The following is a 22,749-nucleotide window of genomic DNA, read 5'->3' as shown; positions in this document are numbered from 1 at the left end:
ATTTGAGCTGACCCGCCAGATAGTCGAGGGAGCGCTGGATCTCCAGCGCCAGCGAGTCGAGCTGCATGCTGTCCGGTTCATGTTCGCCGGTCAGACTGGTAAAACCACGCAGTTGGCGGGAGAAGCAGAGCCCCCCCTGATGAAAGACCAGCAGTTGCAGATCCTGCCCCTTGGGTTGCCACAGCAGCATGCGTACCATCTCATCCGCGTCATAGAGAGCGGTAAGCGCCAACTCGTCGCTGATGATGGATTGCAGGGTGGCGATGCCGTTGATGGCATCGGCCAGCTGTTGCACCCGGCTCTTGGGCAGACAGATCACATTGATGCGCGGACGACCGGCCGGCGGGGTGGGCAGGTCCACATAATCCAGCGCCAGTTGCAGCACGGGCTCGCTGACATAATCCTTGATGGCCCAGGGGAGCGCGCCCGCCATCTCGGCATCGGGTACGGCAGGCTTGTCGATCTGGATCTGCTGATAAAGGCTGGCGGCGAGGGCCACCCGCACCGTAGACTTGGCCAGACCGTGGCGACTGAACAGCTCGTTCATGGCCACCGCCCACTCCTGTGGGCCGTTGATGGTGCGCGTCGCGAAGACGGGGGGATTGCCCACCGCGGCCAGCATGATCCTGTCATTGGCCAGCAAGAGCCCTACCTGGCGGCTTGGCGTCGACCGTTTGAACAGTTGTTTCATGTTAGCCCGCCCCATCATCATTGGTTAAATGTGTGAAATATTAACATAAACAGTAAATTAGCCTCCAGATAAAAGACGGACTCATCCTTGCAAGCCAGCCTTCCAGCCGAAGCGACAGATGGCCATGCCATCCTGCCCTCCCCCCTGCAACTTATCCACCATCCGTTGCTGACCCGCTATGGCGTCGAACTCTGGTGTAAACGGGATGATCTGATCCATCCTGCCATCTCCGGCAACAAGTGGCGCAAACTCAAATACCATCTGATTCACGCCAAAGAACAGGGCAAACAGCATCTGCTCTCGTTCGGTGGCGCCTACTCCAATCATATCCACGCGCTGGCGGCAGCGGGGTGCCAATCTGGTCTTCGTACTACCGGTATCATACGGGGCGAATCCGATGCCGTCAGTAACTCTACCCTGCGGGATGCCAAGTGCTGGGGCATGGATCTCGTTTTCGTCGACCGCCAGAGTTACCGGCGACGGCAGGATCCTGACTGGCTGGCCCAATTCGACGCGCCGGATACCCTGATCGTGCCGGAAGGAGGCAGCAGCCCGCTGGCCATCCCCGGGGTGGCGGAACTGGTCAGCGAAGTGCCCTTCTCGCCGGATCTCTGGGTACTGCCCTGCGCCAGCGGCGGCACCCTGGCGGGCCTGATCGCCGGTAAACGGGAGCGGGAGCAGATCCTCGCCATTGCGGTGCTGAAGGGGGGTGGCTTTATCGCCGACGAGGTGTGCCGTCTCCATCCCGCGGCCGCCAGCATCTCCGGTTGGCGGATCGCACTCGATCACCACGATGGCGGCTATGCCAAATTCAGTCCGGCCCTCTGGCAGTGGGTGCAGGATTTCAGCGCCACAACCGGCCTGCCACTGGAGCCCATCTACAGTGGCAAGGCGATGTGGGGGCTGTTTCGCGAGATGACGGCGGGCCGCATCGCCCCCGGCAGCAAGATCGTCTTCATCCACACCGGCGGCATGCAGGGGTTGGCCGGGCTGCGGGAGCAGGGGCGCCTGTGAGCGCAGCCTGAAGGTAGCCGCAAACGACAGAGGGTCGCCCCAAGGCGACCCTCTCTTGTTTATCTCAATCACCCGCCGGTTCCAGCACCAATCGCTGGGGCTCGGCAAACCAGGCCCCCTGCCCGGCATGCACCCCGAGGTGGCGCAGCATCTTCCACTCGTCGCCGCTCTCCACCCCCACCGCCAGCACCCGGGTACGGGTATTGGCACAGCCCCCCACCAGACTGCGTACCGCCATCTGGTTAACCTGGCGAGCATGGATCTCCCGCACCAGACTGGGGTGCAGCTTGAGGAAGTTGATCTCGAACTCCTTGATGTACTGGGTACTCACCACATCCTGACCGGCATGATCGATGGCCAGCTGGCAGCCCAGCATCCGCAGGGAGCGCAGCGGCCGCTTGAGCGCCTCGAAGTGGCGGGTCACCTGGGATTCGGAGAGTTGCAGGATCAACCGCTCGTTGGTACTGCGCGGCAGCTGGAACAGGGCGAAGAAGAGCCAGCGCTGGAACTCGCGGTTGAGCAGGCTCTGGGCGCTCAGAGTCAGGCTGATGGGGCAGCTCTGCTCGGAGCGCTGGCGCAGCAGAGCGAGAGTCTGCTGCGCCACCAGCCGATCCAACTGCAGCAGCAGCCCGACCTTCTCAGCCATCGGCATGAAGATCCCCGCCTGCAGGGCCCGCCCCTGCTCGTCGTGCAGATAGGTGAGCAGCTCCTGCTGCAACACCACCTGCCCCCGGTCCTGCTGGATCGGCTGGATGTAAAAATCGATGCCGAGCTCCTCGAGGCGACGGCTGATGAGGGTGCGCCAACGCACCGTGCCCTTGCTGCTCTGCTCCTCGTCCAGCTGCTTCTCGTAGAGGAACCAGCCGTTGTGCCCCTGCAGACGGGCGCTCTTGAGGGCCAGCTCCGCCTCCTCCTGCACCTTGAGCAGGCTATCTTCCGCCTGATAGCAGACGGCGCCGAGATAGACCGCCGTATCGGGATTGACCTCCTGCGGCCAGTGCAGCCGTTGCAGGCTCTTGAGCAACTGGCTGGCGCCATCCACCATCTCGCTCTCGGACATATTGGGTAGCAGCACCGCAAACACCTGACCGGCATAGCGGGCCTGCAGGGCGCCGTTATGCTTGCGCACGAAGGCACCTATGGTGGCGCTCGCCTCCAGCAGCAGATCGTGGCCCAGCAATTCGAACTGCTCGGCCTCCAGATCCTCCAGACAGGCGAGCTCGATCAGCAGCACCCCGCCGCTCATCACGCTCGCCTCCATGATGGCGCTCTCCAGCCGGTTGTCGAAAAAGAGTCGGTTGCCGATACCGGTCATCTTGTCGACGAAGGCGTTGCTGCGAATGAAGTTGTCGAAGCGACTGCGCTCCTTGCGGGCATCGGCCAGCTCGGCCAGCAGATGGTCAAGCGCCTGACTGGCGTCCACCGGCCACTCTTCGGCAGGGTCATGATTCAGTTTGGAGAGTTTGTCATCGAGGATCAGCTGGGCGCGAATGGCCAGCAATTCGGCACCGCGCAGCTGCTGACGCAGCCAGCGGATGGAGTACCAGAGACCGAACACCACGATAAAGACGCCGAAGGAGATGCCGGACATCGCCTTCATGGAGTACTCCGCCTCCTTGAAGGGGCGTTCCAGTTTGAAGTTGACCTGCATGCCGACCTGATGAGGCAACCTATGGCTGTATGGCACCAACAGCTGTTCATCGACCGAACGCTGCACATCACGGAACCAGTAGACCCGCTGGTCATTCTGACGCACTTCCAGCTCCACCACATGGGAGGCTCTGAGCAGAGTGGGTAGCCAGTGACTCATCTCATCCATGTTGTGGGCCACATCGAACTGCTTGTCGATCACCTCGACCAGGGCATCGACCTTCTTCTGCTGCAACTCCATGCCCAGCTCACGAAAGCTGAACACCCCGCCAATCAGCACGATCGCCATGGCAGCGATCACGCACAGGGTGATAAATGAGACAAGCTGTGTAGTCAGTTTCATGCGCCTTCCGTATGCCCAGCAACATCCATGAGGCTTCATGGTAGCAGCGGCGATCAGGCCACTGCTATGGATGAAGATCCCGCTTCTGCAATTTAAGCGGGGCAGCATACCCAAAGCACAGAGAGAATACCAAGGATGGTGCGCCGTTGATGCGGGGAGAGGAGAAATGACGCACAGAAAAATGGTCCCTCAAAAGGGACCAAAAGGAACACTCATATCAAAACTAACACTCTGTGCTACTGACAAAAAACAGATACAGGAGTATTGAACACACGGTGAGTCAAACCGCAGGGGTACTCTAATGCAGTTCGGATAAGCCGGGCAATTGTCATTTATGACAGGTCAGCGATTGAATCCAGCCAAAGTTCACAATAAAAACATTTAAAATCATAAGCTTAATAATTACACCAACAAGTTTATCAACACTGATTCAAATTGATTGCACTAATGCACTATGATGGACCAGCCCATTTGTGTCTCATGAAACTGGCAGGTACTTCCTTTGCGCATATCTCCCGTCTGGCTCTCTCTGTTGCTGTTCCTCCTACCTATCGTCGGTAGCCAGTCTCTCGGCCTGTGGCTTGCCAAGCCGATGGCCTTCCATCTGCTGGAAAATAAGGTCACCGAGCTCAAAGAGGCAATGGCAGAACGCCACCGGGAGCTGGATGCCACCATCAACAAGCAACTGGCACAATTTGAGTTCGACTGTGGCGCCAAGGACATGATGCTGCTGCGCGATCCCCGCTTCTACAGCGACCACATCCGCCTGCAGGGGCTGGAGCTCGCCTCCGGTAACAGCTGCTCCAGTCTGGGCATGGGGATCCCGCTGCTCAGGGAGCTCCAAAACAGCGGGCAGAAGTTCGGCAAACTGGGGATCACGGCTACCGTGGCCAAATTCAATACCGAGCAGGAGCTGGTGGCCTACTACCAGTCCGGCGGCAACCTCGCCTACTGGGTGCTGGATAACAGCTGGAGCCACGCGCGGCTGCAACACCCCTGTGCCAACTGCTTCTATCTGGAGTTCAGCCGGCAGGCTCCCGATACGGCCACCGTTCACTTTCCACGCGGCGACAAGAGCATCAAGCAGGAAGAGAACAATAGCAGCCTGAGTTTCTACGATCCGAATGAACTCACCAGAAAGACGGTCTGGGCGGGAAAAGCGCTGGAGCAATATGCCCATGACCAGCTCAATCACTACGGCCTCTGGCTCGGCATTGTGCTCGGTACCCTGTTAACTGCCACATACTGGCTGCTACGCAACTACCGACGCTCGCTCAAGGGGCTGTTGCAGACAGGCCTGATACGCCGGGAGTTTATTCCCCTCTACCAACCGGTGGTGGATATCCGCACCAATAAAGTGGTGGGGTTCGAGGCGCTGCTGCGCTGGCAGCGGGGAAGCGAGCTGATCCCCCCGGGCACCTTTATCGAGTATGCAGAGGAACAGGGGCTAATCCTGCCAATGACCGAGCAGTTGCTGGAGCAGGTGATCAGCGACCTGCCACAGCTGGCGCCAGAACAGTGGGTCAGCGTCAATCTGGTGGCGGCCCATATCGAGCAGCCCTTGCTGCGCACCCTGCTCAACCACAGCCACAACCCCTCACCTACCCAGCTCACCTTCGAGCTGACCGAGCGCAAGCCGATCCTCGACATCAAGGCGGCCACCGAGGAGATCACCCTGCTGCAGCAGATGGGTTATCACTTCAAGCTGGATGATTTCGGTACCGGCTACGGCGGCTTTGCCTACCTGCAAAGTCTGGGGATCCGCCAGATCAAGATCGACAAGATGTTCGTCGATACCATAGGTACCAACGACCTCAAACGCAGCGTGCTGGATGCCATCATCGTCTTTGGTCGGGAGTCGGGCATGGAGATGATCGCCGAAGGGGTCGAGAGCCAGCTGCAGGTCGACTATCTGAGCCAGCACGGCGTCTATCTGATCCAGGGCTACTTCTTCGGCAAACCCATGGCGCTGAAGATGCTGCCCCGCTGGCAACGGGAGCGGCAGCAGCAATACCGCGAGGCCAGCTAGCGCAGATATTGCAGGATCTGACCGCGAAACGGCTTGGCTAGCTGTTCGACATCATGAGGCTGATGCTGGCTGTGCCGGTAGCCCAGCCCGGTCATCAGCCGGGTAAAGCGTCCCTGCTGACCCCGCCCCGGATCCACCAGGATCACCGTGCAGCTTGCTTTGGCGTGCTGCTCGATAAAGGCCGCCAGCGTCTCCACATGGCCGCGCTCATAGAGCAAGTCGCTGCCGATGATCAGATCGAAACGGCCCAGATCCGTGGCGGCATCGGCCCAACCGGTACGAGTGAAAGGGATCTCGGCCCCCTGATTGAGCAACACATTCCGGGCCAGAAAGGCACCCGCCTCGGGGTGATAGTCGGTGGCCGTGATGTCGGCATGACGATGATTGAGCACCAGACTGGCCAGTCCGATACCGCAGCCCACCTCCAGAATGCGCAGTCCCGCCACCTCCTGACGCACCATCTGGCTGGCCAGCACCCGCCCGGAGTCCCAGACAATCCCGAACAGCGGCCAGAATGCCGAGGAGATGCCGAGCGCCTCCGCCTCGCCCGCATCGTCGGAGAACTGCTGATTGTCGCGCAGTGTGCGCAGGTGGATATCCAGCTCACCAAATTCGATGGTGTGGTAACGCAGACGAACCGCTGACATAAGCACCCTTAGCGCGGGGATAGCAGCCACAGCAGCAGGATTGCCGCAACGACCGCTACCTCGCCATGCTACCCCTGCCCGGGCCCGATACCTATCTCTATCGGGGAGGCCTACCCGGCCTCTTCAACCCCTTATTTACATTCAGCAACAAAATGATCTGCCCTGACGGGGATAACTGCCCTTATCATAAGGGGCTGGTTATCGCGCAACCGATAAGTGCGCACCTTATCCATTTGTTTCCGGTCATTCAGACCCCCAAAAGAGAACCATTGCCTATGAAGACATTTATCCGGCAAGAGATTGCCCTGCCCGTTGGCCTGCTGACCCTGCTCTTTTTCAAGACCCTGGGGAGCGACCTGCTGACAGAGACAACTCCGCTCGGGATCTATCTTCCGGTATCGGCGGGTCTGCTGGCCATCGTCACCTGGGCCATCTTCTCGGTGGTGCGCCACTCCGACGCCCTCGCCATCAAGCTGGGTGAGCCCTTCGGCACCCTGATCCTCACCCTCTCTGTCATCTCGCTGGAGGTGGTGATGATCTCCTCGGTGATGCTGACCGGCGAGCCCAACCCCACCATGGCCCGCGATACCATGTTTGCGGTGGTGATGCTGGTGAGTACCGGTCTGGTAGGCTTCACCCTGCTGTTTGGCGGCTGGCGCTACCACACCCAGAGCTTCAATCTGGACGGGGTCAAATCCTATCTGGTGGCCATCATTCCGCTGGCCCTGCTCTGTCTGGTGCTGCCCAACTTCACCCGGGGCGGCACGATCGGCAGCATGTCGAGCGCCATGTCCTGGATGCTGATCATCATCTCGATCCTGCTCTACGGGGTCTTTCTGCTGATCCAGACCCGCAGCCACAGCCACTTCTTCGTCGACAGCGATCACGAGGATTACGAGGAGCACCACGGCCCGCTGCAGAGCAACGTCTATCACACCATCCTGCTGCTCGCCTACCTGCTGGTGGTGATCCTGCTGGCCAAGACCCTGGCCATCCCCATCAACTACGGGGTGCATGTCATGGACGCGCCCGCCGCACTGGGCGGCTTTATCGTCGCCTGTATCGTGCTGGCCCCCGAAGCGGTCGGCGCCATCAAGGCCGCCTTCAACAATCAGTTGCAGCGGGCGATGAACCTCTACTTCGGCTCGGTGCTGGCCACTATTGCCCTCACAGTACCGGCGGTACTTCTTATCGGCGCCATCATGGGTCAAGAGGTGCGCCTCGGCCTCTCCGCCGCCGACATGGTGCTGCTGGTCACCACTCTCATGGTCTGTAAAGTGACCTTCAGCAGCGGCCGTACCAATGTGCTCCATGGCGCGACCCATCTGGTGTTGTTCGTGGTCTATCTGTTCCTGATGTTCGAGCACGAATAACCGCGCTCAACCAACGTCAGAAACGCAAAGACCGCCCGATTGGGCGGTCTTTTGTCATCTGCTCCCGGATCTCACCGGCGCCAGTGAAGCGGCTTCCCCCTCATCCCCCACCCTTCTCCCGCCAGGGGAGAAGGGGGAGCAAGGCTTACAGGCTGGGCAGCACCCCGGCCGGGATCAGATCGTTGTAGCTGGCACGGCCCAGCAGGGCGGCGGCCGCCTCGATATCCGGCGCAAAGTACCTGTCCTTGTCGTAGAAGCTCACCTCTGCCCGCAGTCGTCCCTTGGCCAGCTCGATCAGCTCGGTACTGCGCAGCGGCGCGCGAAAATCGAGCCCCTGTGCCGCTGCCAGCAGCTCGACCGCCAGAATGCCGCGAGTGTTCTCCGCCATGTCTGCCAGCCGACGAGCGGCGAAGGTGGCCATGGAGACGTGATCCTCCTGATTGGCGGAGGTGGGCAGGCTGTCTACCGAGGCGGGATGAGCCAGGCTCTTGTTCTCGGAGGCGAGCGCCGCCGAGGTGACCTGAGCGATCATAAAGCCGGAGTTGACCCCGCCGTTGTTGACCAGAAACGCGGGCAAACCGGACATGCGCGAGTCGATCAACAGCGCCATCCGACGCTCTGACAGCGACCCGATTTCGGCGATGGCCAGCGCCAGATTGTCGGCGGCGAAGGCCACTGGCTCGGCGTGGAAGTTGCCGCCGGAGAGGATCTCCTCGTCATCGGCAAACACCAGCGGGTTGTCGGAGACCGCGTTGGCCTCGCACACCAGCACTTCGGCGGCGTGGCGGATCTGGGTCAGGCAAGCTCCCATCACCTGCGGCTGGCAGCGCAATGAGTAGGGATCCTGCACCTTCTCGCAGTTGTGATGGGACATGCCAATCTCGCTGCCATCCACCAGCAGGTGACGATAGCAGGCGGCCGCATCGATCTGGCCACGCTGGCCGCGCACCGCATGGATGCGGGCATCGAACGGACGGCGGCTGCCAAGGGCCGCCTCCACGCTCATGGCGCCGATGGTGATGGCACCGGCGAACAGATCCTCGGCGTGGAACAACCCTTCCAGCGCAAAGGCAGTGCTGGCCTGGGTGCCGTTGAGCAGCGCCAGCCCCTCTTTCGGTGCCAACGCGATGGGCTCAAGCCCGGCGATCCGCAGCGCTTCGCTCGCATCGATCTCGTGCCCGTCGTGACGAGCCTTGCCCTCGCCGATCAGCAGGCAGCTCATATGGGCCAGCGGCGCCAGATCGCCGGAAGCGCCGACGGAGCCCTTCTTCGGCACCACCGGATAGACCTCGGCATTGACCAGCTTCATCAGCGCCTCCAGCACCGCCAGCCGGATGCCGGAGAAGCCGCGCGCCAGCGAGTTGAGCTTGAGCACCATCATCAACCGCACGGTGGCGTCATCCATATAGGTGCCGATGCCAGCAGCGTGGGAGAGCACGATGGATCGTTGCAGCTCGTCGAGCTGATCCACCGGAATGCGGGTGTTGGCCAACAGGCCAAAGCCGGTGTTGATGCCATACACCACCCGGTTCTGCTCGATCACCTTGGTGACCACAGCTGCGGAGGCGTGGATCCCCGGCAGCGCGGCCGGATCCAGTGAAACATGTACCGGCTCGCGGCTGACGCGGCGCAGGGTGGCAAGATCCAGCTCGCCCGGGGTAATAGTCAATTCAAACATGGTGTTACACCTTTCCTTTGACACCGTTGGCGCCGCCTAACATCGGCAGATCCAGTTTCGCCTCGTGGGCGCAGTTAATCGCAATCTCGTAACCCGCATCCGCATGGCGCATCACACCGGTAGCCGGATCGTTGCGCAGCACCCGACCCACGCGGCGAGCCGCATCATCAGAGCCGTCACAGACGATCACCACGCCGGAGTGCTGGGAGAAGCCCATGCCGACCCCGCCGCCGTGGTGCAGGGAGACCCAGGTCGCGCCACCGGCGGTGTTGAGCAGGGCGTTGAGCAGCGGCCAGTCGGAGACGGCATCGGAGCCATCCATCATCGACTCGGTCTCGCGGTTCGGGCTCGCCACCGAGCCGGAATCCAGATGGTCGCGGCCAATGACGATGGGCGCTTTCAGCTCGCCGTTTTTCACCATCTCGTTGAAGGCCAGACCAAGGCGTACCCGATCCTTGACCCCGACCCAGCAGATCCGCGCCGGTAGCCCCTGAAACGCGATGCGCTCGCGGGCCATGTCGAGCCAGTTGTGCAGGTGAGGATCATCGGGGATCAGCTCTTTCACCTTCTGATCGGTCTTGTAGATATCTTCCGGATCGCCGGAGAGCGCCACCCAGCGGAACGGACCAATCCCCTCGCAGAACAGCGGACGAATGTAGGCGGGGACGAAGCCGGGGAAGTCGAAGGCGTTTTTCACCCCCTCCTCCAGCGCCATCTGGCGGATGTTGTTGCCGTAATCCAGAGTCGCCGCACCGCGGGATTGCAGGGTCAGCATCGCTTCCACCTGACGGGCCATGGAGCGACGGGCGGCCAGATTTACCTCCTGCGGGGCGCTCTGTTGCAGCTCGCGCCACTTGGCCACGCTCCAGCCCCGGGGCAGGTAACCGTGGATCGGGTCGTGGGCAGAGGTCTGGTCGGTCACCACGTCCGGGGTGATGCCACGGGCCACCAGCTCGGCGAAGACGTCGGCGGCGTTGCCGAGCAGACCGACGGAAACGGCGCTGCCGCTCTGTTTGGCCTCCTCGACCATCGCCAGCGCCTCATCCAGGCTGTGGGCCTTCTTGTCCACGTAGCGGGTCTTGAGGCGAAAATCGATGCGGGTCTCGTCGCACTCCACGGCGATCATCGAAAAACCGGCCATGGTGGCGGCCAGCGGCTGGGCGCCGCCCATGCCACCGAGACCACCGGTCAGGATCCAGCGCCCCGCAGGCTCGCCGTTGAAGTGCTGGTTGGCCACCGCGAAGAAGGTCTCGTAGGTGCCCTGCACGATCCCCTGAGTACCTATGTAGATCCACGAACCCGCAGTCATCTGGCCATACATCATCAAGCCCTTCTTATCGAGCTCGTTGAAGTGCTCCCAGTTGGCCCAGTGGGGCACCAGATTGGAGTTGGCGATCAGCACCCGCGGCGCATCCTTGTGGGTCTGGAACACCCCGACCGGCTTGCCGGATTGCACCAGCAGGGTCTGATCCTCCTCCAGCCGGGTCAGCACCTCGACGATCTTGTCGAAGCAGGCCCAGTTGCGGGCGGCGCGGCCGATGCCGCCATAGACCACCAGCGACTGGGGATGCTCGGCTACCTCGGGGTCCAGGTTGTTCATCAGCATCCGCAGCGGCGCTTCGGTGAGCCAGCTCTTGGCGGTCAGTTCGGTGCCGCGCGGGGCACGGATCACGCGGTTAGGGTCAGTTCTGGAATCAGCGCGAGGATCCTGCTGTTGCACAGACATACACACTCCTTGTTGTATCAATAGGGTGCCTTCGGCGACGGGCGGCCAAAGGGGTTAACGGGTCAACAGATGAACCAGTCGCGCGGCCACGCGGGCACTGCGGTTGTCCTGATCCAGCGTCGGGTTGTACTCGGCCAGATCGGCGAGCCTGAGCTTGCCGCTGGCCCGGACATGGGCGATCAGCGGTTCGATCACCGCCAGCTCCACGCCGCGAGCGGCGGGGGCACTCACTCCCGGCATCAGGTTGCCGGGCAGCACATCAAGATCGATGGTCAGATAGAGGTGATCGCAATCGGCGATAAAGGCGTCCAGCCCGCTTAGCAAGGCTGGCAGCTCGCGCAGGGTCATCGCCTCGTCCAGCACATGCCACACACCCAGCGCCTTGGCACGGGCAAACAGGGCTTGGGTATTGGCGGTCTCGGCCACCCCGAGGCAGGCGTAGTGAAACGGTGTGCCCTGAGCGGCGCACTGCTCGGCGATCTGGAAGAAGGGGGTGCCGGAGCTGGCCAGATCCTGCTTCATGCGCAGGTCAAAGTGGGCGTCGAGGTTGATGATCCCGACCCGCCCCTGACCCGCCAGATGCAGGTTGAGGCCACTCCAGCTACCGAAGGCCACCTCATGGCCGCCCCCCACCACCAGCGGGAAGTGGCCCAGTTCGAGCGCAGCAGCGACCCGCTCGGCCAGACGGCCGTGGGCGGCATCGAGATCCCCATCGGAACAGCTCACATCCCCGCCATCGTAGACGGGTCGATTCAGGTGCCAGGCAGTGTTGGCCAGCAGCTTGCGCACCGCCAGCGGCGCCCCAGCGGCGCCGACACGCCCCTTGTTGCGGCGCACCCCTTCATCGCAGGCAAAACCGAGCAGCACTACACCAGCTGCCTCTTGTGCCCCGGCAGCCCAGGACTGCACCTTGTCATGCCAGCGCAGGGCCAGTTCACCATCTTCCGGATCCTGTCGTCCCTGCCAGAGCGACATGTCGACCGGGTTGAATTTATCCATGGAGGGTCTCCTCGCCGTTGAAGATGCGGCCTGCCAGCTGATCGACGCCGACCATGTAGCTCAGCTCGGCCGGATAGGTGCAGTGCCAAATCAGGAAATCGGCCGCCATCCCCACCCTGAGCTGGCCAAGGTGCTCCTGCTCGCCGAGCGCTTTGGCGGCGTGACGGGTCACCCCGACCATCGCCTCCACCGGGGTCAGGCCAAACAGGGTGCAGGCCATGTTCATTGCCATCCGCAGCGAGACGATGGGGGCGGTACCCGGGTTGATGTCGGAGGAGACCGCCATCGCCACCCCCGCCTTGCGCAGCGCGGCGACCGGCGGCAGCTTGGTCTCTTTGAGGAAGTAGAAAGCGGTGGGCAGCAGGGTGGCGACCACGCCACGGTGGGCCAGCGCCAGGATCCCTTCCGGATCCAGATACTCCAGATGATCCACCGAGAGGGCGCCAAAGTTGGCGGCCAGGGTGCTGCCACCGAGGTTGGAGAGCTGATCCATATGCCCCTTCACCGGCAGGCCGTATTGATCCGCCGCCAGATAGACCTGCTCGGTCTGGGCCAGCGAGAAGCCGATGTGTTCGCAGAAGACGTCCACCGCATCGGCCAGACCCGCCTCGGCGGCGGCCGGAATGATCTCCTGACAGATGGTTTCGACCCAGCTGTCGGGATCGTCGCGATACTCCGGCGGCACCGCATGGGCCGCCAGCAGAGTGGTCTTGACCCGGATCGGCAACGCCTCCCCCAGTCGGCGGGCCACCCGCAGCATCTTGAGCTCGTCCGCCAGCGTCAGGCCATAGCCGGACTTGATCTCCACCGTGGTGACCCCTTCGCGGATCAGGGATGTCACCCTCGGTAGCGCCAGCTCGAACAGCAGATCCTCGCTGGCGGCACGGGTAGCACGCACCGTGCTGATGATGCCGCCGCCCCGACGGGCGATCTCGGCATAGGGCACCCCCTGCTGGCGCAGCTCGAACTCCTCGGCGCGACTGCCGGCAAAGACCAGATGGGTGTGGCAATCGATAAGGCCGGGGGTAACCAGCTTGCCCTGCATATCCTGCCAGTGGGTGGGATGGGGGCCCTGCAGCTCGGCCATCGGCATCAGCGCATGGATCTTGCCATCCTTCACGCCGATGGCGTGGAGCGGCAACAGGCCGTAGTCGGCCAGCTCGTCATTCAGGGTGGCGGGCGTCACGTTGAGCCAGACCCGCTCGCAGTTCAACAGTTCCTTGTTCATAGCGACCTCAAATGTATATACATATCCTTATAGTCGATCTCTATGACGAAAGAAAGAGCAGAGTTCACATCCTGATAACAGCATCAAACTTAGAGTTTAAGCACAAAAAAGCCCACCAAGAGGTGGGCTTTGAAAAATCGAGCTGTATAGACATTTACTCTAGCTGAGTCTTGGAGCTGAGCTTGTAGCGAGAACCGGGGGAGAGCAAACGGGCGTAGGAGACCAGATGCCCCTCCGACCAGGTGCGCCGGTGCAACAATAGGCAGGGGGAATCTACGCGAATTTGCAACAATCCCGCCTCACCGGCGCTCGGCAACACGGCTTCCACCACGTGCTCCATCTCGGAGAGGGGGCAGACATCCATCAGATAGCGGTTGGGGGTCTGTTGGGTAAAATCCTGCTCGCCATAGCCCGGCAAGCGCCCGGCATCGACGAAGCGCTCCTCCAGCTGCAGCGGCTCGCCATCGGCCTGATGGACGATCAGGCTGTGAAAGATGGGGGCGCCAACCCGCAGTCCCAGTTGTACCGCCACCTTCTCGTCGGCGGCCAGCCGCTGCAGCCGGATCACCCGGGCACTGTACTCGCCGCCACGCTCGGCGATCTCGTCGGCAATATTGCGAATGGCCAGCAGCGGCGACTCGGTACGCCGGTCCGCCACGAAGCTGCCGGATCCGGCGGTTCGCACCAGCCACCCCTCGGCCACCAGTTCCCGCAGCGCCCGATTGACCGTCATCCGGCTCACGGTGAACTGCTCGCACAGGGCCGCTTCGGTCGGGATCCTGTCCCCCGCCTGATAGTGGCGTTCGCGGATCCGGTCCAGAATGTGCTGCTTGATCTGCAGATAGAGGGCTGGCGCCACCATGAAGCTCCCTAGCGCCGACGGTGGGGCGGACGCATGTCCGGCCAGGCGCGATAGACATCTGGGATCTGATCCGGCCCGCTGATGCAAAGATCGAGATCGTGCAGCAAGCCATCCTTGATCCCGTAGATCCAGCCATGCACCGCCAGCTCCTGCCCCTTGCGCCAGGCGTTCTGGATGATTGTGGTGTGGCAGACGTTGGCTACCTGCTCGGCCACGTTCAGCTCGCACAGGTAGTCGAAGCGCTCGTGCTCATCCTCGATGGCCTCGAGCTCTTCACCATATTTGAAGTAGACATCCTTGATGTTGCGCAGCCAGTTGTCGATGAGACCCAGCTCCTGATTCTGCATCGCGGCCTTGACGCCGCCGCAACCATAGTGACCGCAGACGATGATGTGCTTCACCTTGAGCACTTCCACCGCGTATTGCAGCACCGAGAGACAGTTGAAATCGGTATGCACCACCAGATTGGCGACGTTGCGGTGGACGAAAACATCCCCCGGCAGCAAGCCCATCAGCTGGTTGGCGGGAACCCGGCTGTCGGAGCAGCCGATCCAGAGGTATTCGGGGGCCTGCTGGGCAGAGAGGGTGGCAAAGAAGGCGGGATCTTCGGCCTTGATCCGTTCGGCCCACTCACGGTTGTTGGTAAACAGGTCGTTCAACAGTTTCACTTCTGCTCTCCCTAATGTGGCAGTTGCGGCAACATAACACACCCAAGGGTTATCAGGGCAAGCCTCGATTATCGGCGGCAGAAACAAAAACAGGGCCATCAGGCCCTGTTTTCAGCGAGGAAGCATTAGGCTTCCATGGCATCTTTCAGCTTCTTGAGCGCGTTCTTCTCAAGCTGACGCACACGCTCGGCGGAGACGCCGTAGGTATCGGCCAGCTCCTGCAGAGTGGTCTTGCTGTCATCGTCGAGCCAGCGGGCGCGGATGATGTGCTGGCTACGCTCATCCAGCGTGGCGAGGGCCGAGCTCAGGCGACGGGTCGCATGATCGTCCCAGTTGTCGTTCTCGATGGTGGCGGCCAGATCGGAGGATTTATCCTCCAGATAGTGAACCGGTGCGAAACCGCCCTCTTCTTCATCGTCACCCACCAGATCGAATGCCTGATCGTAGTTGGCCATCCGCGCTTCCATCTCGGTCACATCGCTTGCGGAGACGCCGAGATCGGCCGCCACGGCCTGAACCTCTTCGTGATTCAGCCAGCCCAGACGCTTTTTGGATTTGCGCAGGTTGAAGAAGAGCTTGCGCTGGGCCTTGGTGGTTGCCACCTTGACCATGCGCCAGTTGCGCAATACATATTCGTGGATTTCGGCCTTGATCCAGTGGACGGCAAAGGAGACCAGACGCACGCCGACCGTCGGGTCGAAGCGCTTGACCGCCTTCATCAGACCGATGTTGCCTTCCTGAACCAGATCGGCCTGCGGCAGGCCGTAACCGGCATAACTCTTGGCGACATGAACGACAAAGCGCAGGTGCGACATAACCAGCTGGCGGGCAGCCTCGAGATCGCCATCCTGCTGCAAACGCTCAGCCAGTTCACGCTCTTCCTCTGCGCTCAGCACCGGAATAGAGTTTACTGCCTGGATATAGCCTTCCAGACTACCTTGCGGAATCAGAGCCATAGTGCGCTGCAATGAAGTTCCCATCTGTTACCTCTTACTTTTCAATCGAATCAGTCTAACACCCTGAGAGGGCCTGTCTACTGACCGGATGCCATTCTGCGGCGTGTATCAAAGAACATGCCCAGTTTTAGACTGGATTATCTTAAGCCTGCAGGATGAATCATGAATGAACAGTCAAAAAAAGGGGGTCACAATGAAGGACCCCCGAAAAGTAGCATGCTAAGTCCATTGTTGCGGAGCTCGCAACCTTCACATGCTTGCCAAGTCTGACGAGCAAGGCAGAGGGGCCACACCCGTATAAATGCTTCAGCTTTAATAGACTGCTTATAAATCAGAAGGTTCACTGGATCTAGCGAAGATCCGGAAGATCATTGTTATTCAGAATACTCTGACTATGGGGGCCAAGCCAGAAACGGCCCCTCTTTTACTTGATCCGCCTCTCAAAATCCAGCGATTTACTTTGATGATAAATCAATCAAGATGGCTCGATATCGCGAATGTGGCGATGGACCGAGAACCAGGAAGCAATCAGCCCCAGCAGGGCGCCCAGCAAGATCAGATTGATCCCGTCTACCGCCCCCATGCCGACCAGCCGGAAGTTACTGTTATACAAGCCCGCCAGCTCCTTCACCACCCCTTCGCTCCAGATCACCATCACTTCGGTCAGCCACCAGGCCAGCATGCCGCCGATCACCCCGAACCAGATGCCGGTATAGAGGAAAGGACGATGAATGAAGGAGTCGGTCGCCCCCACCAGCTTGAGCACTTCGATCTCGGAGCGCTGGTTGAGGATGTTGAGACGCAGGGTATTGCCGACGATCAGCAACACGGCAGAGAGCAGCAGCACGGCGATACCGGTAATGGTGTGACGCAGCAGGTTCATGATCCCCTGCAGCCGGGTCAGCCACTGCAGATCCAGCTTGCCCTGCTCGACCCCATCCTCATTGTTGAGCTTGCCGAGCAGTTCGGCGGCCCCTTCCGGGTTCTGCCAGCGCGGATCCGGGATGACGCTCAGCACCGGCGGCAGCGGGTTGCTGTCGAGGTAGTCGAGGGCATCGCCAAAGCCGGAGATCTCGCGAAACTCCCGCAACGCATCGTCACGGCTCAGATAGGTGACCGAATCCACCTCGGGATAGAGCAGGATCCTGTGCTGCAGATCGAGAATGCTCTGCTCCGGCAGATCCTTGCGCAAGTAAAGGGAGATCTGGGAGCTGGTCTGCCAGCTCCCCTCCACCACCTCGGCATTTTTCAGCAGCACGTGGAAGCAGGAGGGCAACGCCAGACTGACGCCAAGCACTGCCAGCGTCATCAGGGAGGCGAGCGGATTGCGCCACAGCTCCCCGAGACTGGCAAACGCCTGCCGCACATGATCAACCCCGTACATCATCAGACGGCGCAGCGGCGGTTGTTTATGACGAACGATAGCCATCAGAGCTCCTCCCCGGCCGAATACATGCGCCCCGCCTTGAGGGTCAGGGTGCGATAGCGCATGCGGGCGATCAACCCCAGATCGTGGGTGGCAATCAGCACCGAGACCCCGAAGCGGTTGAACTCCTCAAAGAGTCGCATGATGTCCATGGAGAGCTGGGGATCCAGGTTACCGGTCGGTTCATCCGCCAGCAGCAGCGGCGGCTTGTTGACGATGGCGCGGGCGATGCCGACCCGCTGCTGTTCACCACCGGAGAGCATGCGCGGCTGGTAACGCTCCTTGCCGAGCAGCCCCACCTTGTCCAGCGCCGCGGCGACCCGCTTGTTGATGTCCGCGTGGCTGTAGCCATCGATCACCAGCGGCAGCGCCACGTTGTCGAACACAGTTCTGTCCATCAGCAGCCGGTGATCCTGAAAGATCATCCCGATCTGGCGGCGGACATAGGGGATCTGGCTGCGCTGAATATGGCTGACGTCATCGCCATGAAAGAAAACGCGACCATCGGTCGGTCGCTCCATCACGCTGATCAGTTTGAGGAGGGTACTCTTGCCTGCCCCCGAGTGTCCGGTCAGGAAAGCCATCTCCCCCTTGCGCAGGTGAAAGCTGACCTTTTGCAGCGCCTGATGGCCGCCGCTATATACCTTGCTGACCTTGTCAAAACGAATCATAACGGTTCCCTGAAATTGACAAACCCCGACCGGAGTCGGGGCATGGAACACTTATTCATCACGGCTGAGCTGACTCATCGCGGCCGGACTTATTCATCGCGGCTGAAGAGCGCCTCGATGAAGTCGTTGGCAACGAAGGGTCGCAGATCGTCGATCCCCTCGCCCACCCCGATATAGCGGATCGGGATCTGGAACTTGTCGGCCACCGCGAAGATGACGCCGCCCTTGGCAGTACCATCCAGCTTGGTGAGGGTGATGCCGGTCAGGCCCACCGCCTCGCTGAACAGCTTGGCCTGGCTCAGCGCGTTCTGGCCGGTGCCTGCATCCAGGGTCAGCATGATCTCGTGGGGCGCCTCTTCATCCAGCTTCTTCATCACCCGCACTACCTTCTTGAGCTCTTCCATCAGGTTGCTCTTGTTCTGCAGGCGACCGGCGGTGTCGGCAATCAGCACGTCAGCCCCGCGGGAGCGGGCGGCCTCGATGGCGTCATAAATGACGGAAGCGGAGTCGGCACCGGTATGCTGGGCAATCACCGGAATGTTGTTGCGCTGACCCCATACCTGCAGTTGCTCGACCGCAGCGGCACGGAAGGTGTCACCCGCCGCCAGCATCACGCTCTTGCCTTCAGCCTGGAACTGCTTGGCCAATTTGCCGATGGTAGTGGTCTTGCCGACGCCGTTCACGCCGACCATCAGGATCACATAAGGCTTCTTGCTGGTGTCGATCACCAGCGGCTGCTCGACCTTGGCCAGCATCTCGCCCATATCCTGCTTGAGCAGGCCATAGAGCGCCTCGGCATCCTTGAGCTGTTTGCGATCCGCGTGCTGCACCAAGCCTTCGATGATGCGACTGGTGGTATCCACGCCAAGATCGGCGGTCAGCAGCTGGGTCTCCAGCTCTTCGAACAGCTCATCGTCGATCTTCTTGCCACGGAACAGGCCGAAGAAACCGGAGCCAATATTCTCCTTGGTGCGCACCAGACTGCGCTTGAGGCGAGCAAAGAAGCCCTCCCGCTGCGGTTTGTCCTGGGTGTCGTCGTCCACCTTGGCGGCCAGCGGCAGGGCGGCCAGCGCGGCGGCCTCAGCCTCCATCGCGGCTACCAAGCGCAGATCTTCCGCTCGTTGGGCCTCTTTGGCGATACGCGCCTCTTCAGCAGCCTGGGCTTCCGCAGCAATGCGAGCCTCTTCCGCAGCACGGGCTTCGGCAACAATACGAGCCTCTTCCGCAGCACGGGCTTCGGCAGCGATACGAGCCTCTTCCGCAGCGCGGGCTTCGGCAGCAATACGAGCCTCTTCCGCAGCGCGGGCTTCTGCGGCAATACGGGCAGCTTCGGCTGCTTGTGCTTGCGCGGCAATGCGAGCAGCTTCAGCAGCTTGCGCTTCTGCGGCGATACGGGCAGCTTCGGCAGCCTGCGCTTCTGCTGCGATGCGAGCAGCTTCGGCAGCCTTCACCTCGGCAGCAACACGAGCGGCTTCCGCAGCCTGCACCTCGGCAGCGGCGCGCTCTTCTTCAGCGATCAGCGCGTCGTTGACGATCACCGGCTCCAGGTCGGAAGCACACTCCTCGACCACCAGCGGGCCATGGTCATCCAGCTCGGTTGGCGGGCAGCAATCGTCGTGCAAAACGGGATTCTGTGCGCTGGCGGGCACTTCGGGGGCAACAGCCGGCGTACTATCGGAAACAGTTGTATCGGAAACAGGAGCGGGGGTAGCAGCGACCTCGGGCTCAACGGTAACGGGGGTGGCTTGGGGTGTCTGTGGTTGGACAGCCTCAGCCTCTTCTTTCTTGCGGCCGAAACCCAGCCAGGAAAACAAACCTTTTGCCATCTAAAAAATACTCACTTCGTTGGCTGACTGCTAAGATAGCCGTCCCTTGGCGGGTCGGCATAAAAATGAACCGCCTTATACTACCACTTTATTTTCTGACGATGAAACGCGATGCCCAGAGTGAAATCCAGCCGTAGCAACCCGAGCAAGAGTCCCGCCCCGCAAGGAAAATCGGGCTTTGTAAGAATCATCAGCGGCCAGTGGCGAGGCCGCAAATTGCCGGTCAAGGATGTGGAGGGGCTCAGACCCACCACGGATCGCGTCAAGGAGACCATCTTCAACTGGCTGGCTCCCCACATCCGTGGCACCCGCTGCCTCGACCTGTTTGCCGGCAGTGGCGGACTGGGACTGGAGGCGCTGTCGCGCTATGCCGAACAAGTGACCCTGATCGAAATGGACAAAGGGGCCGCCGACCAGCTCAAGAAGAACCTGACCGCCCTCGGCAGCAGTCAGGGTCAGGTGATCCAGTCTGATGCGGTGAGCTGGCTGCAAGGCCCCGCCACTCCCTTCGATCTGGTGTTCCTCGATCCGCCGTTTCGCCGCGAGCTGCTGCCGCAAGTGTGCGAGCTGCTGGAGCAGCGCGGCTGGCTGGCACCGGCTGCCCTGATCTATCTGGAACGGGAAAAAGAGATGGTCGATCTGGCGCTGCCAGCCAGCTGGCAGTTGCTCAAGGACAAACAAGCAGGTCAGGTCTGCTATCAACTCTATCTGCGGGAGGTAAACAATGAAGCGAGTCTTTAATCTGCTGGCGATGGGGCTGGTACTGTTTTTCTGGTTTGGCGTGCTGGTGAGCCTGATTGCCCCGCTGCCGGGCAAACTCAACGGCTTTCTGCCGGTCTGCGGCGTGATCGTCGCGCTGCTTCACTGGCTGCAGGCCAGCATGATCAAGGCAGCTTGCAAACGCTACTTTGCGGTCACCAAAGCCGAGTTTGTCACTGTGTTGATCTTTGGCGTGTTTGGCATGGTCGACATTCGTCAGCGTCTGCAAGAGATCGTCAACGCCGCCCAGCGCGGCAATCTCTCCGGCAAACCATAAAAGAAAAGGGGACGGCGGTAGCCGTCCCCTAGAGTCGTGTCGTTCTGTCCGTAGAACTGCAATGCTCCCTGCAATCCCTGACGTTATCCTAATCCTTTGGAATATCCCCTTTCCAATCCGTTGGCGTGTCCTGCGGCGTTCCTAGCCTGGCAATTCATCCTGAACTGCTTCACTGTCTCCATCCTGGAGGTGTCCGTTGCCACGTCCTGTGGGGTTCCTTGCGTCTTCCTGACAGATAACCATCCGGGTTATCTCACTTCATCCTGAAGTATTCCTCTCGCATCCGGCGAGGTCCTGTTCATCCTGAAGAACGAGGGTCCGTTCGTTCTGCTCTCATCCTGAGAGTGTCCTGCCGCATCCCGCGGTGTTCCTTTATTCATCCGTGACGATAATCATCCTGACTATCGAGCTCATCCTGAGGTGTCCCTTGTCCACATCCTGCGGACTATTCCATCTTTATTCGCTGCCCTGCATCCTGCCGGACCAGCTCCGTCCTTGTGAGACCCATACTAAGGAAATGCGCACCCCGAACAAGTGCCATCCGATGATAAAGATCCGATACGGCTCCCATTTCAAAAAGCGAACTTAAAAACTAACCCTTTAATATCAGTACCTTATTTAGTTTCATAGGAAAGCTCGATCATTCTGGCATGGCTTCGCGTACGGTTCAAAGCGCCAGCCTCTTACAGTGGCTATGGCAGATCTCTTACACGGGGTTAGCCCTCAAAAACGGGGCCGGAAAACGGTTCAATCCTGTCGTTAAGACTTAAAAATTAGTTGAATAAATATGCTTAAAAAAACAGCAAAAAAAAGAGCCGAGACCAAGCTCGACTCTTCAATATTGCCATTTTTTAATCAGCTCAAGCGGTTGGCCGGATTGAGATAGGCCTTGCGCAGCGATTCCGGTGCCAGCACCTCCAGTTCACCGCCGATGTTGTTCAACCAGCTGCGAAACTCCGGGGTGTCCTGCACTTCAGTCTCCACCACCACGCTGCGCTTGTCATAGCGGGTCATGCGTGGATTGTTGCCGGGGATCTGGTTGTCCACCAGCGACTGGCTGTTGGCATCAATCCGGCCGACGAAGCGGATCGGGCCGCTCACATCCTGATAGCCCTGATCGCGGATCAGCTTCTGGATATTGAAATCCTTCGGCTGGGTAGCGCTGAAGTTGGTCAGCTCCACGTTTTTGATATGGTCAAACGGGATGCCGTAGACCTTGGGATCCAGCTCGGACAGGGTGCAGAGCAGGATCGGACCGTCCGGCTGATTGAGAATGCCAAGCGGGTTGATACGGTCGTAGCAGAGCCACACGGTGCGCTCTTTGATCACCCGCTGGATCTCGGCACTGAACTTGCGACCACGCCAGAGCGCATCGCGGATCAGGGTGCTGCGGCGGATCTCCGGGTTACCGGCAAACGGGCGCGGTGACTGGTGGACACTCTCCAGCCAGCGTTCAGCCAGTTCACTCTGGCTGTCGCGAATAACCTGGCTTGCCTTGTCGACCAGCGGGTTCAATTCGGTCAGTACGCTCGCCGGCAACAGTTGGCTCGCCTGATCACTCCAGGTTTTCAGGGCCACCGCCAGCGAAAGCGGCATGATATTGGCAAAGTCGTTGAGGCCGTGGCGCTCGAAGCACCAGCCATGGGGTTTGCTGCGCTCATCCGAGGTGAGGTCGAACAGTCCCATGCCGGACATCTCCTCCAGGTCCCGTTGCACGGTACGCAGACTGACGTGGATACCTTCCTCTTCCAGTTTTACCTGGAGTTGGCTGGCGGTCAGCTTGTAAGGGCGGTGCGGGATGCAACGCGCCAAGGTCAGTTGTCGTAACAGCTTCTTGCTCATGGTGCTTGCCTTCACTGGTTTAGCGTTGACTGTATGCTAGTCGTGACTTGCGACAGTCTATGTCGCAAGTTTTGCTGCGACAAC

General features: G+C 60.6%; 19 protein-coding genes. 5 read left to right on the top strand and 14 right to left on the bottom strand.

From position 1 onward, the window contains the following. On the bottom strand, window positions 1-691 hold a 691-nt coding region (locus LD28_RS0114775; protein ID WP_033137711.1), incomplete at its 3' end, for a hypothetical protein. An 87-nt stretch (window positions 692-778) separates the two neighbouring features. Here LD28_RS0114775 and LD28_RS0114770 point away from each other — a divergent pair. Continuing rightward, entirely contained in the window at window positions 779-1,705 is a 927-nt protein-coding gene (locus LD28_RS0114770; RefSeq protein ID WP_033137709.1) for a 1-aminocyclopropane-1-carboxylate deaminase/D-cysteine desulfhydrase, read from the top strand. 64 nt (window positions 1,706-1,769) lie between these two features. Here the strand turns inward: LD28_RS0114770 and LD28_RS0114765 are convergent, their stop codons facing one another. Beyond that, on the bottom strand, window positions 1,770-3,698 hold the full coding sequence (locus tag LD28_RS0114765) for an EAL domain-containing protein (RefSeq protein ID WP_033137708.1): 1,929 nt from the start codon (window positions 3,696-3,698) through the stop codon (window positions 1,770-1,772). 502 nt (window positions 3,699-4,200) lie between these two features. Between LD28_RS0114765 and LD28_RS0114755 the strand changes: the two genes are divergently transcribed. Continuing rightward, the gene (locus LD28_RS0114755) at window positions 4,201-5,727 is read left to right on the top strand and encodes an EAL domain-containing protein (RefSeq protein WP_033137706.1); all 1,527 of its coding nucleotides are present in this window, start codon (window positions 4,201-4,203) and stop codon (window positions 5,725-5,727) included. On the opposite strand, the gene LD28_RS0114750 is transcribed toward LD28_RS0114755, so the two are convergent. After that, entirely contained in the window at window positions 5,724-6,374 is a 651-nt protein-coding gene (locus LD28_RS0114750) for a class I SAM-dependent methyltransferase (RefSeq protein ID WP_033137705.1), read from the bottom strand. The genes LD28_RS0114755 and LD28_RS0114750 overlap by 4 nt on opposite strands. A gap of 275 nt (window positions 6,375-6,649) precedes the next feature. On the opposite strand from LD28_RS0114750, the gene LD28_RS0114745 reads away from it, so the two are divergent. Then, a complete protein-coding gene (locus tag LD28_RS0114745; protein WP_033137704.1) occupies window positions 6,650-7,747 on the top strand; it encodes a calcium:cation antiporter in 1,098 nt (365 codons plus the stop codon). Between the two features lie 145 nt (window positions 7,748-7,892). Here LD28_RS0114745 and hutH read toward each other — a convergent pair whose 3' ends face one another. The 10 genes from hutH to ftsY all read right to left on the bottom strand — a co-directional run bounded on the left by hutH (window position 7,893) and on the right by ftsY (window position 19,787). Further along, window positions 7,893-9,425 (bottom strand): histidine ammonia-lyase, encoded by a 1,533-nt coding sequence (gene hutH / locus LD28_RS0114740; protein WP_033137703.1) that lies wholly within the window; start codon window positions 9,423-9,425, stop codon window positions 7,893-7,895. 4 nt (window positions 9,426-9,429) lie between these two features. Beyond that, window positions 9,430-11,151 (bottom strand): urocanate hydratase, encoded by a 1,722-nt coding sequence (hutU, locus tag LD28_RS0114735; RefSeq protein ID WP_033137702.1) that lies wholly within the window; start codon window positions 11,149-11,151, stop codon window positions 9,430-9,432. Window positions 11,152-11,205: 54 nt separating this feature from the next. Further along, window positions 11,206-12,150 carry a formimidoylglutamase gene (gene hutG / locus LD28_RS0114730; protein WP_033137701.1) on the bottom strand — a complete coding sequence of 315 codons (945 nt, stop codon included), beginning with the start codon at window positions 12,148-12,150 and terminating at the stop codon, window positions 11,206-11,208. Next, a complete protein-coding gene (gene hutI, locus LD28_RS0114725; protein WP_033137700.1) occupies window positions 12,143-13,378 on the bottom strand; it encodes an imidazolonepropionase in 1,236 nt (411 codons plus the stop codon). The genes hutG and hutI overlap by 8 nt, the downstream gene beginning before the upstream one ends. Before the next feature lie 154 nt (window positions 13,379-13,532). Beyond that, entirely contained in the window at window positions 13,533-14,237 is a 705-nt protein-coding gene (hutC, locus tag LD28_RS0114720; RefSeq protein ID WP_033137710.1) for a histidine utilization repressor, read from the bottom strand. An 11-nt stretch (window positions 14,238-14,248) separates the two neighbouring features. Further along, window positions 14,249-14,908 (bottom strand): carbonate dehydratase, encoded by a 660-nt coding sequence (gene can / locus LD28_RS0114715; protein WP_005339998.1) that lies wholly within the window; start codon window positions 14,906-14,908, stop codon window positions 14,249-14,251. A 125-nt stretch (window positions 14,909-15,033) separates the two neighbouring features. Further along, a complete protein-coding gene (gene rpoH, locus LD28_RS0114710; protein WP_033137699.1) occupies window positions 15,034-15,888 on the bottom strand; it encodes an RNA polymerase sigma factor RpoH in 855 nt (284 codons plus the stop codon). Window positions 15,889-16,339: 451 nt separating this feature from the next. Next, window positions 16,340-17,293, bottom strand: coding sequence for a permease-like cell division protein FtsX (ftsX, locus tag LD28_RS0114705; protein ID WP_033137698.1), 954 nt, complete (start codon window positions 17,291-17,293; stop codon window positions 16,340-16,342). Beyond that, the gene (gene ftsE, locus LD28_RS0114700) at window positions 17,293-17,961 is read right to left on the bottom strand and encodes a cell division ATP-binding protein FtsE (protein WP_033112579.1); all 669 of its coding nucleotides are present in this window, start codon (window positions 17,959-17,961) and stop codon (window positions 17,293-17,295) included. The genes ftsX and ftsE overlap by 1 nt, the downstream gene beginning before the upstream one ends. Window positions 17,962-18,050: 89 nt before the next feature. After that, window positions 18,051-19,787 (bottom strand): signal recognition particle-docking protein FtsY, encoded by a 1,737-nt coding sequence (gene ftsY, locus LD28_RS0114695; protein ID WP_033137697.1) that lies wholly within the window; start codon window positions 19,785-19,787, stop codon window positions 18,051-18,053. A 111-nt stretch (window positions 19,788-19,898) separates the two neighbouring features. Here ftsY and rsmD point away from each other — a divergent pair, with 111 nt between their 5' ends. Further along, the gene (rsmD, locus tag LD28_RS0114690) at window positions 19,899-20,528 is read left to right on the top strand and encodes a 16S rRNA (guanine(966)-N(2))-methyltransferase RsmD (RefSeq protein ID WP_033137696.1); all 630 of its coding nucleotides are present in this window, start codon (window positions 19,899-19,901) and stop codon (window positions 20,526-20,528) included. Beyond that, window positions 20,512-20,823, top strand: a complete 312-nt coding sequence (locus LD28_RS0114685) for a DUF1145 domain-containing protein (RefSeq protein WP_033137695.1) — start codon at window positions 20,512-20,514, stop codon at window positions 20,821-20,823. Before rsmD ends, LD28_RS0114685 begins: the two co-directional genes overlap by 17 nt. A gap of 855 nt (window positions 20,824-21,678) precedes the next feature. Here the strand turns inward: LD28_RS0114685 and LD28_RS0114680 are convergent. Beyond that, window positions 21,679-22,665 carry a helix-turn-helix transcriptional regulator gene (locus LD28_RS0114680; protein WP_005339987.1) on the bottom strand — a complete coding sequence of 329 codons (987 nt, stop codon included), beginning with the start codon at window positions 22,663-22,665 and terminating at the stop codon, window positions 21,679-21,681. Window positions 22,666-22,749 lie beyond the last annotated feature (84 nt).

Origin of the sequence: Aeromonas finlandensis (assembly GCF_000764645.1) — a bacterium.
GTDB lineage: Bacteria > Pseudomonadota > Gammaproteobacteria > Enterobacterales > Aeromonadaceae > Aeromonas > Aeromonas finlandensis.
This window is presented reverse-complemented; position numbering and strand designations above follow the sequence as displayed.

What these genes read in the sequence shown, in the direction of transcription:
- LD28_RS0114765 (WP_033137708.1), bottom strand. Translation starts at nt 3,698, where the DNA reads ATGAAACTGACTACACAGCTTGTCTCATTTATCACCCTGTGCGTGATC.
- LD28_RS0114750 (WP_033137705.1), bottom strand. Translation starts at nt 6,374, where the DNA reads ATGTCAGCGGTTCGTCTGCGTTACCACACCATCGAATTTGGTGAGCTG.
- LD28_RS0114745 (WP_033137704.1), top strand. Translation starts at nt 6,650, where the DNA reads ATGAAGACATTTATCCGGCAAGAGATTGCCCTGCCCGTTGGCCTGCTG.
- hutH (WP_033137703.1), bottom strand. Translation starts at nt 9,425, where the DNA reads ATGTTTGAATTGACTATTACCCCGGGCGAGCTGGATCTTGCCACCCTG.
- hutU (WP_033137702.1), bottom strand. Translation starts at nt 11,151, where the DNA reads ATGTCTGTGCAACAGCAGGATCCTCGCGCTGATTCCAGAACTGACCCT.
- hutG (WP_033137701.1), bottom strand. Translation starts at nt 12,150, where the DNA reads ATGGATAAATTCAACCCGGTCGACATGTCGCTCTGGCAGGGACGACAG.
- hutI (WP_033137700.1), bottom strand. Translation starts at nt 13,378, where the DNA reads ATGAACAAGGAACTGTTGAACTGCGAGCGGGTCTGGCTCAACGTGACG.
- rpoH (WP_033137699.1), bottom strand. Translation starts at nt 15,888, where the DNA reads ATGGGAACTTCATTGCAGCGCACTATGGCTCTGATTCCGCAAGGTAGT.
- ftsX (WP_033137698.1), bottom strand. Translation starts at nt 17,293, where the DNA reads ATGGCTATCGTTCGTCATAAACAACCGCCGCTGCGCCGTCTGATGATG.
- ftsE (WP_033112579.1), bottom strand. Translation starts at nt 17,961, where the DNA reads ATGATTCGTTTTGACAAGGTCAGCAAGGTATATAGCGGCGGCCATCAG.
- ftsY (WP_033137697.1), bottom strand. Translation starts at nt 19,787, where the DNA reads ATGGCAAAAGGTTTGTTTTCCTGGCTGGGTTTCGGCCGCAAGAAAGAA.
- rsmD (WP_033137696.1), top strand. Translation starts at nt 19,899, where the DNA reads ATGCCCAGAGTGAAATCCAGCCGTAGCAACCCGAGCAAGAGTCCCGCC.
- LD28_RS0114685 (WP_033137695.1), top strand. Translation starts at nt 20,512, where the DNA reads ATGAAGCGAGTCTTTAATCTGCTGGCGATGGGGCTGGTACTGTTTTTC.
- LD28_RS0114680 (WP_005339987.1), bottom strand. Translation starts at nt 22,665, where the DNA reads ATGAGCAAGAAGCTGTTACGACAACTGACCTTGGCGCGTTGCATCCCG.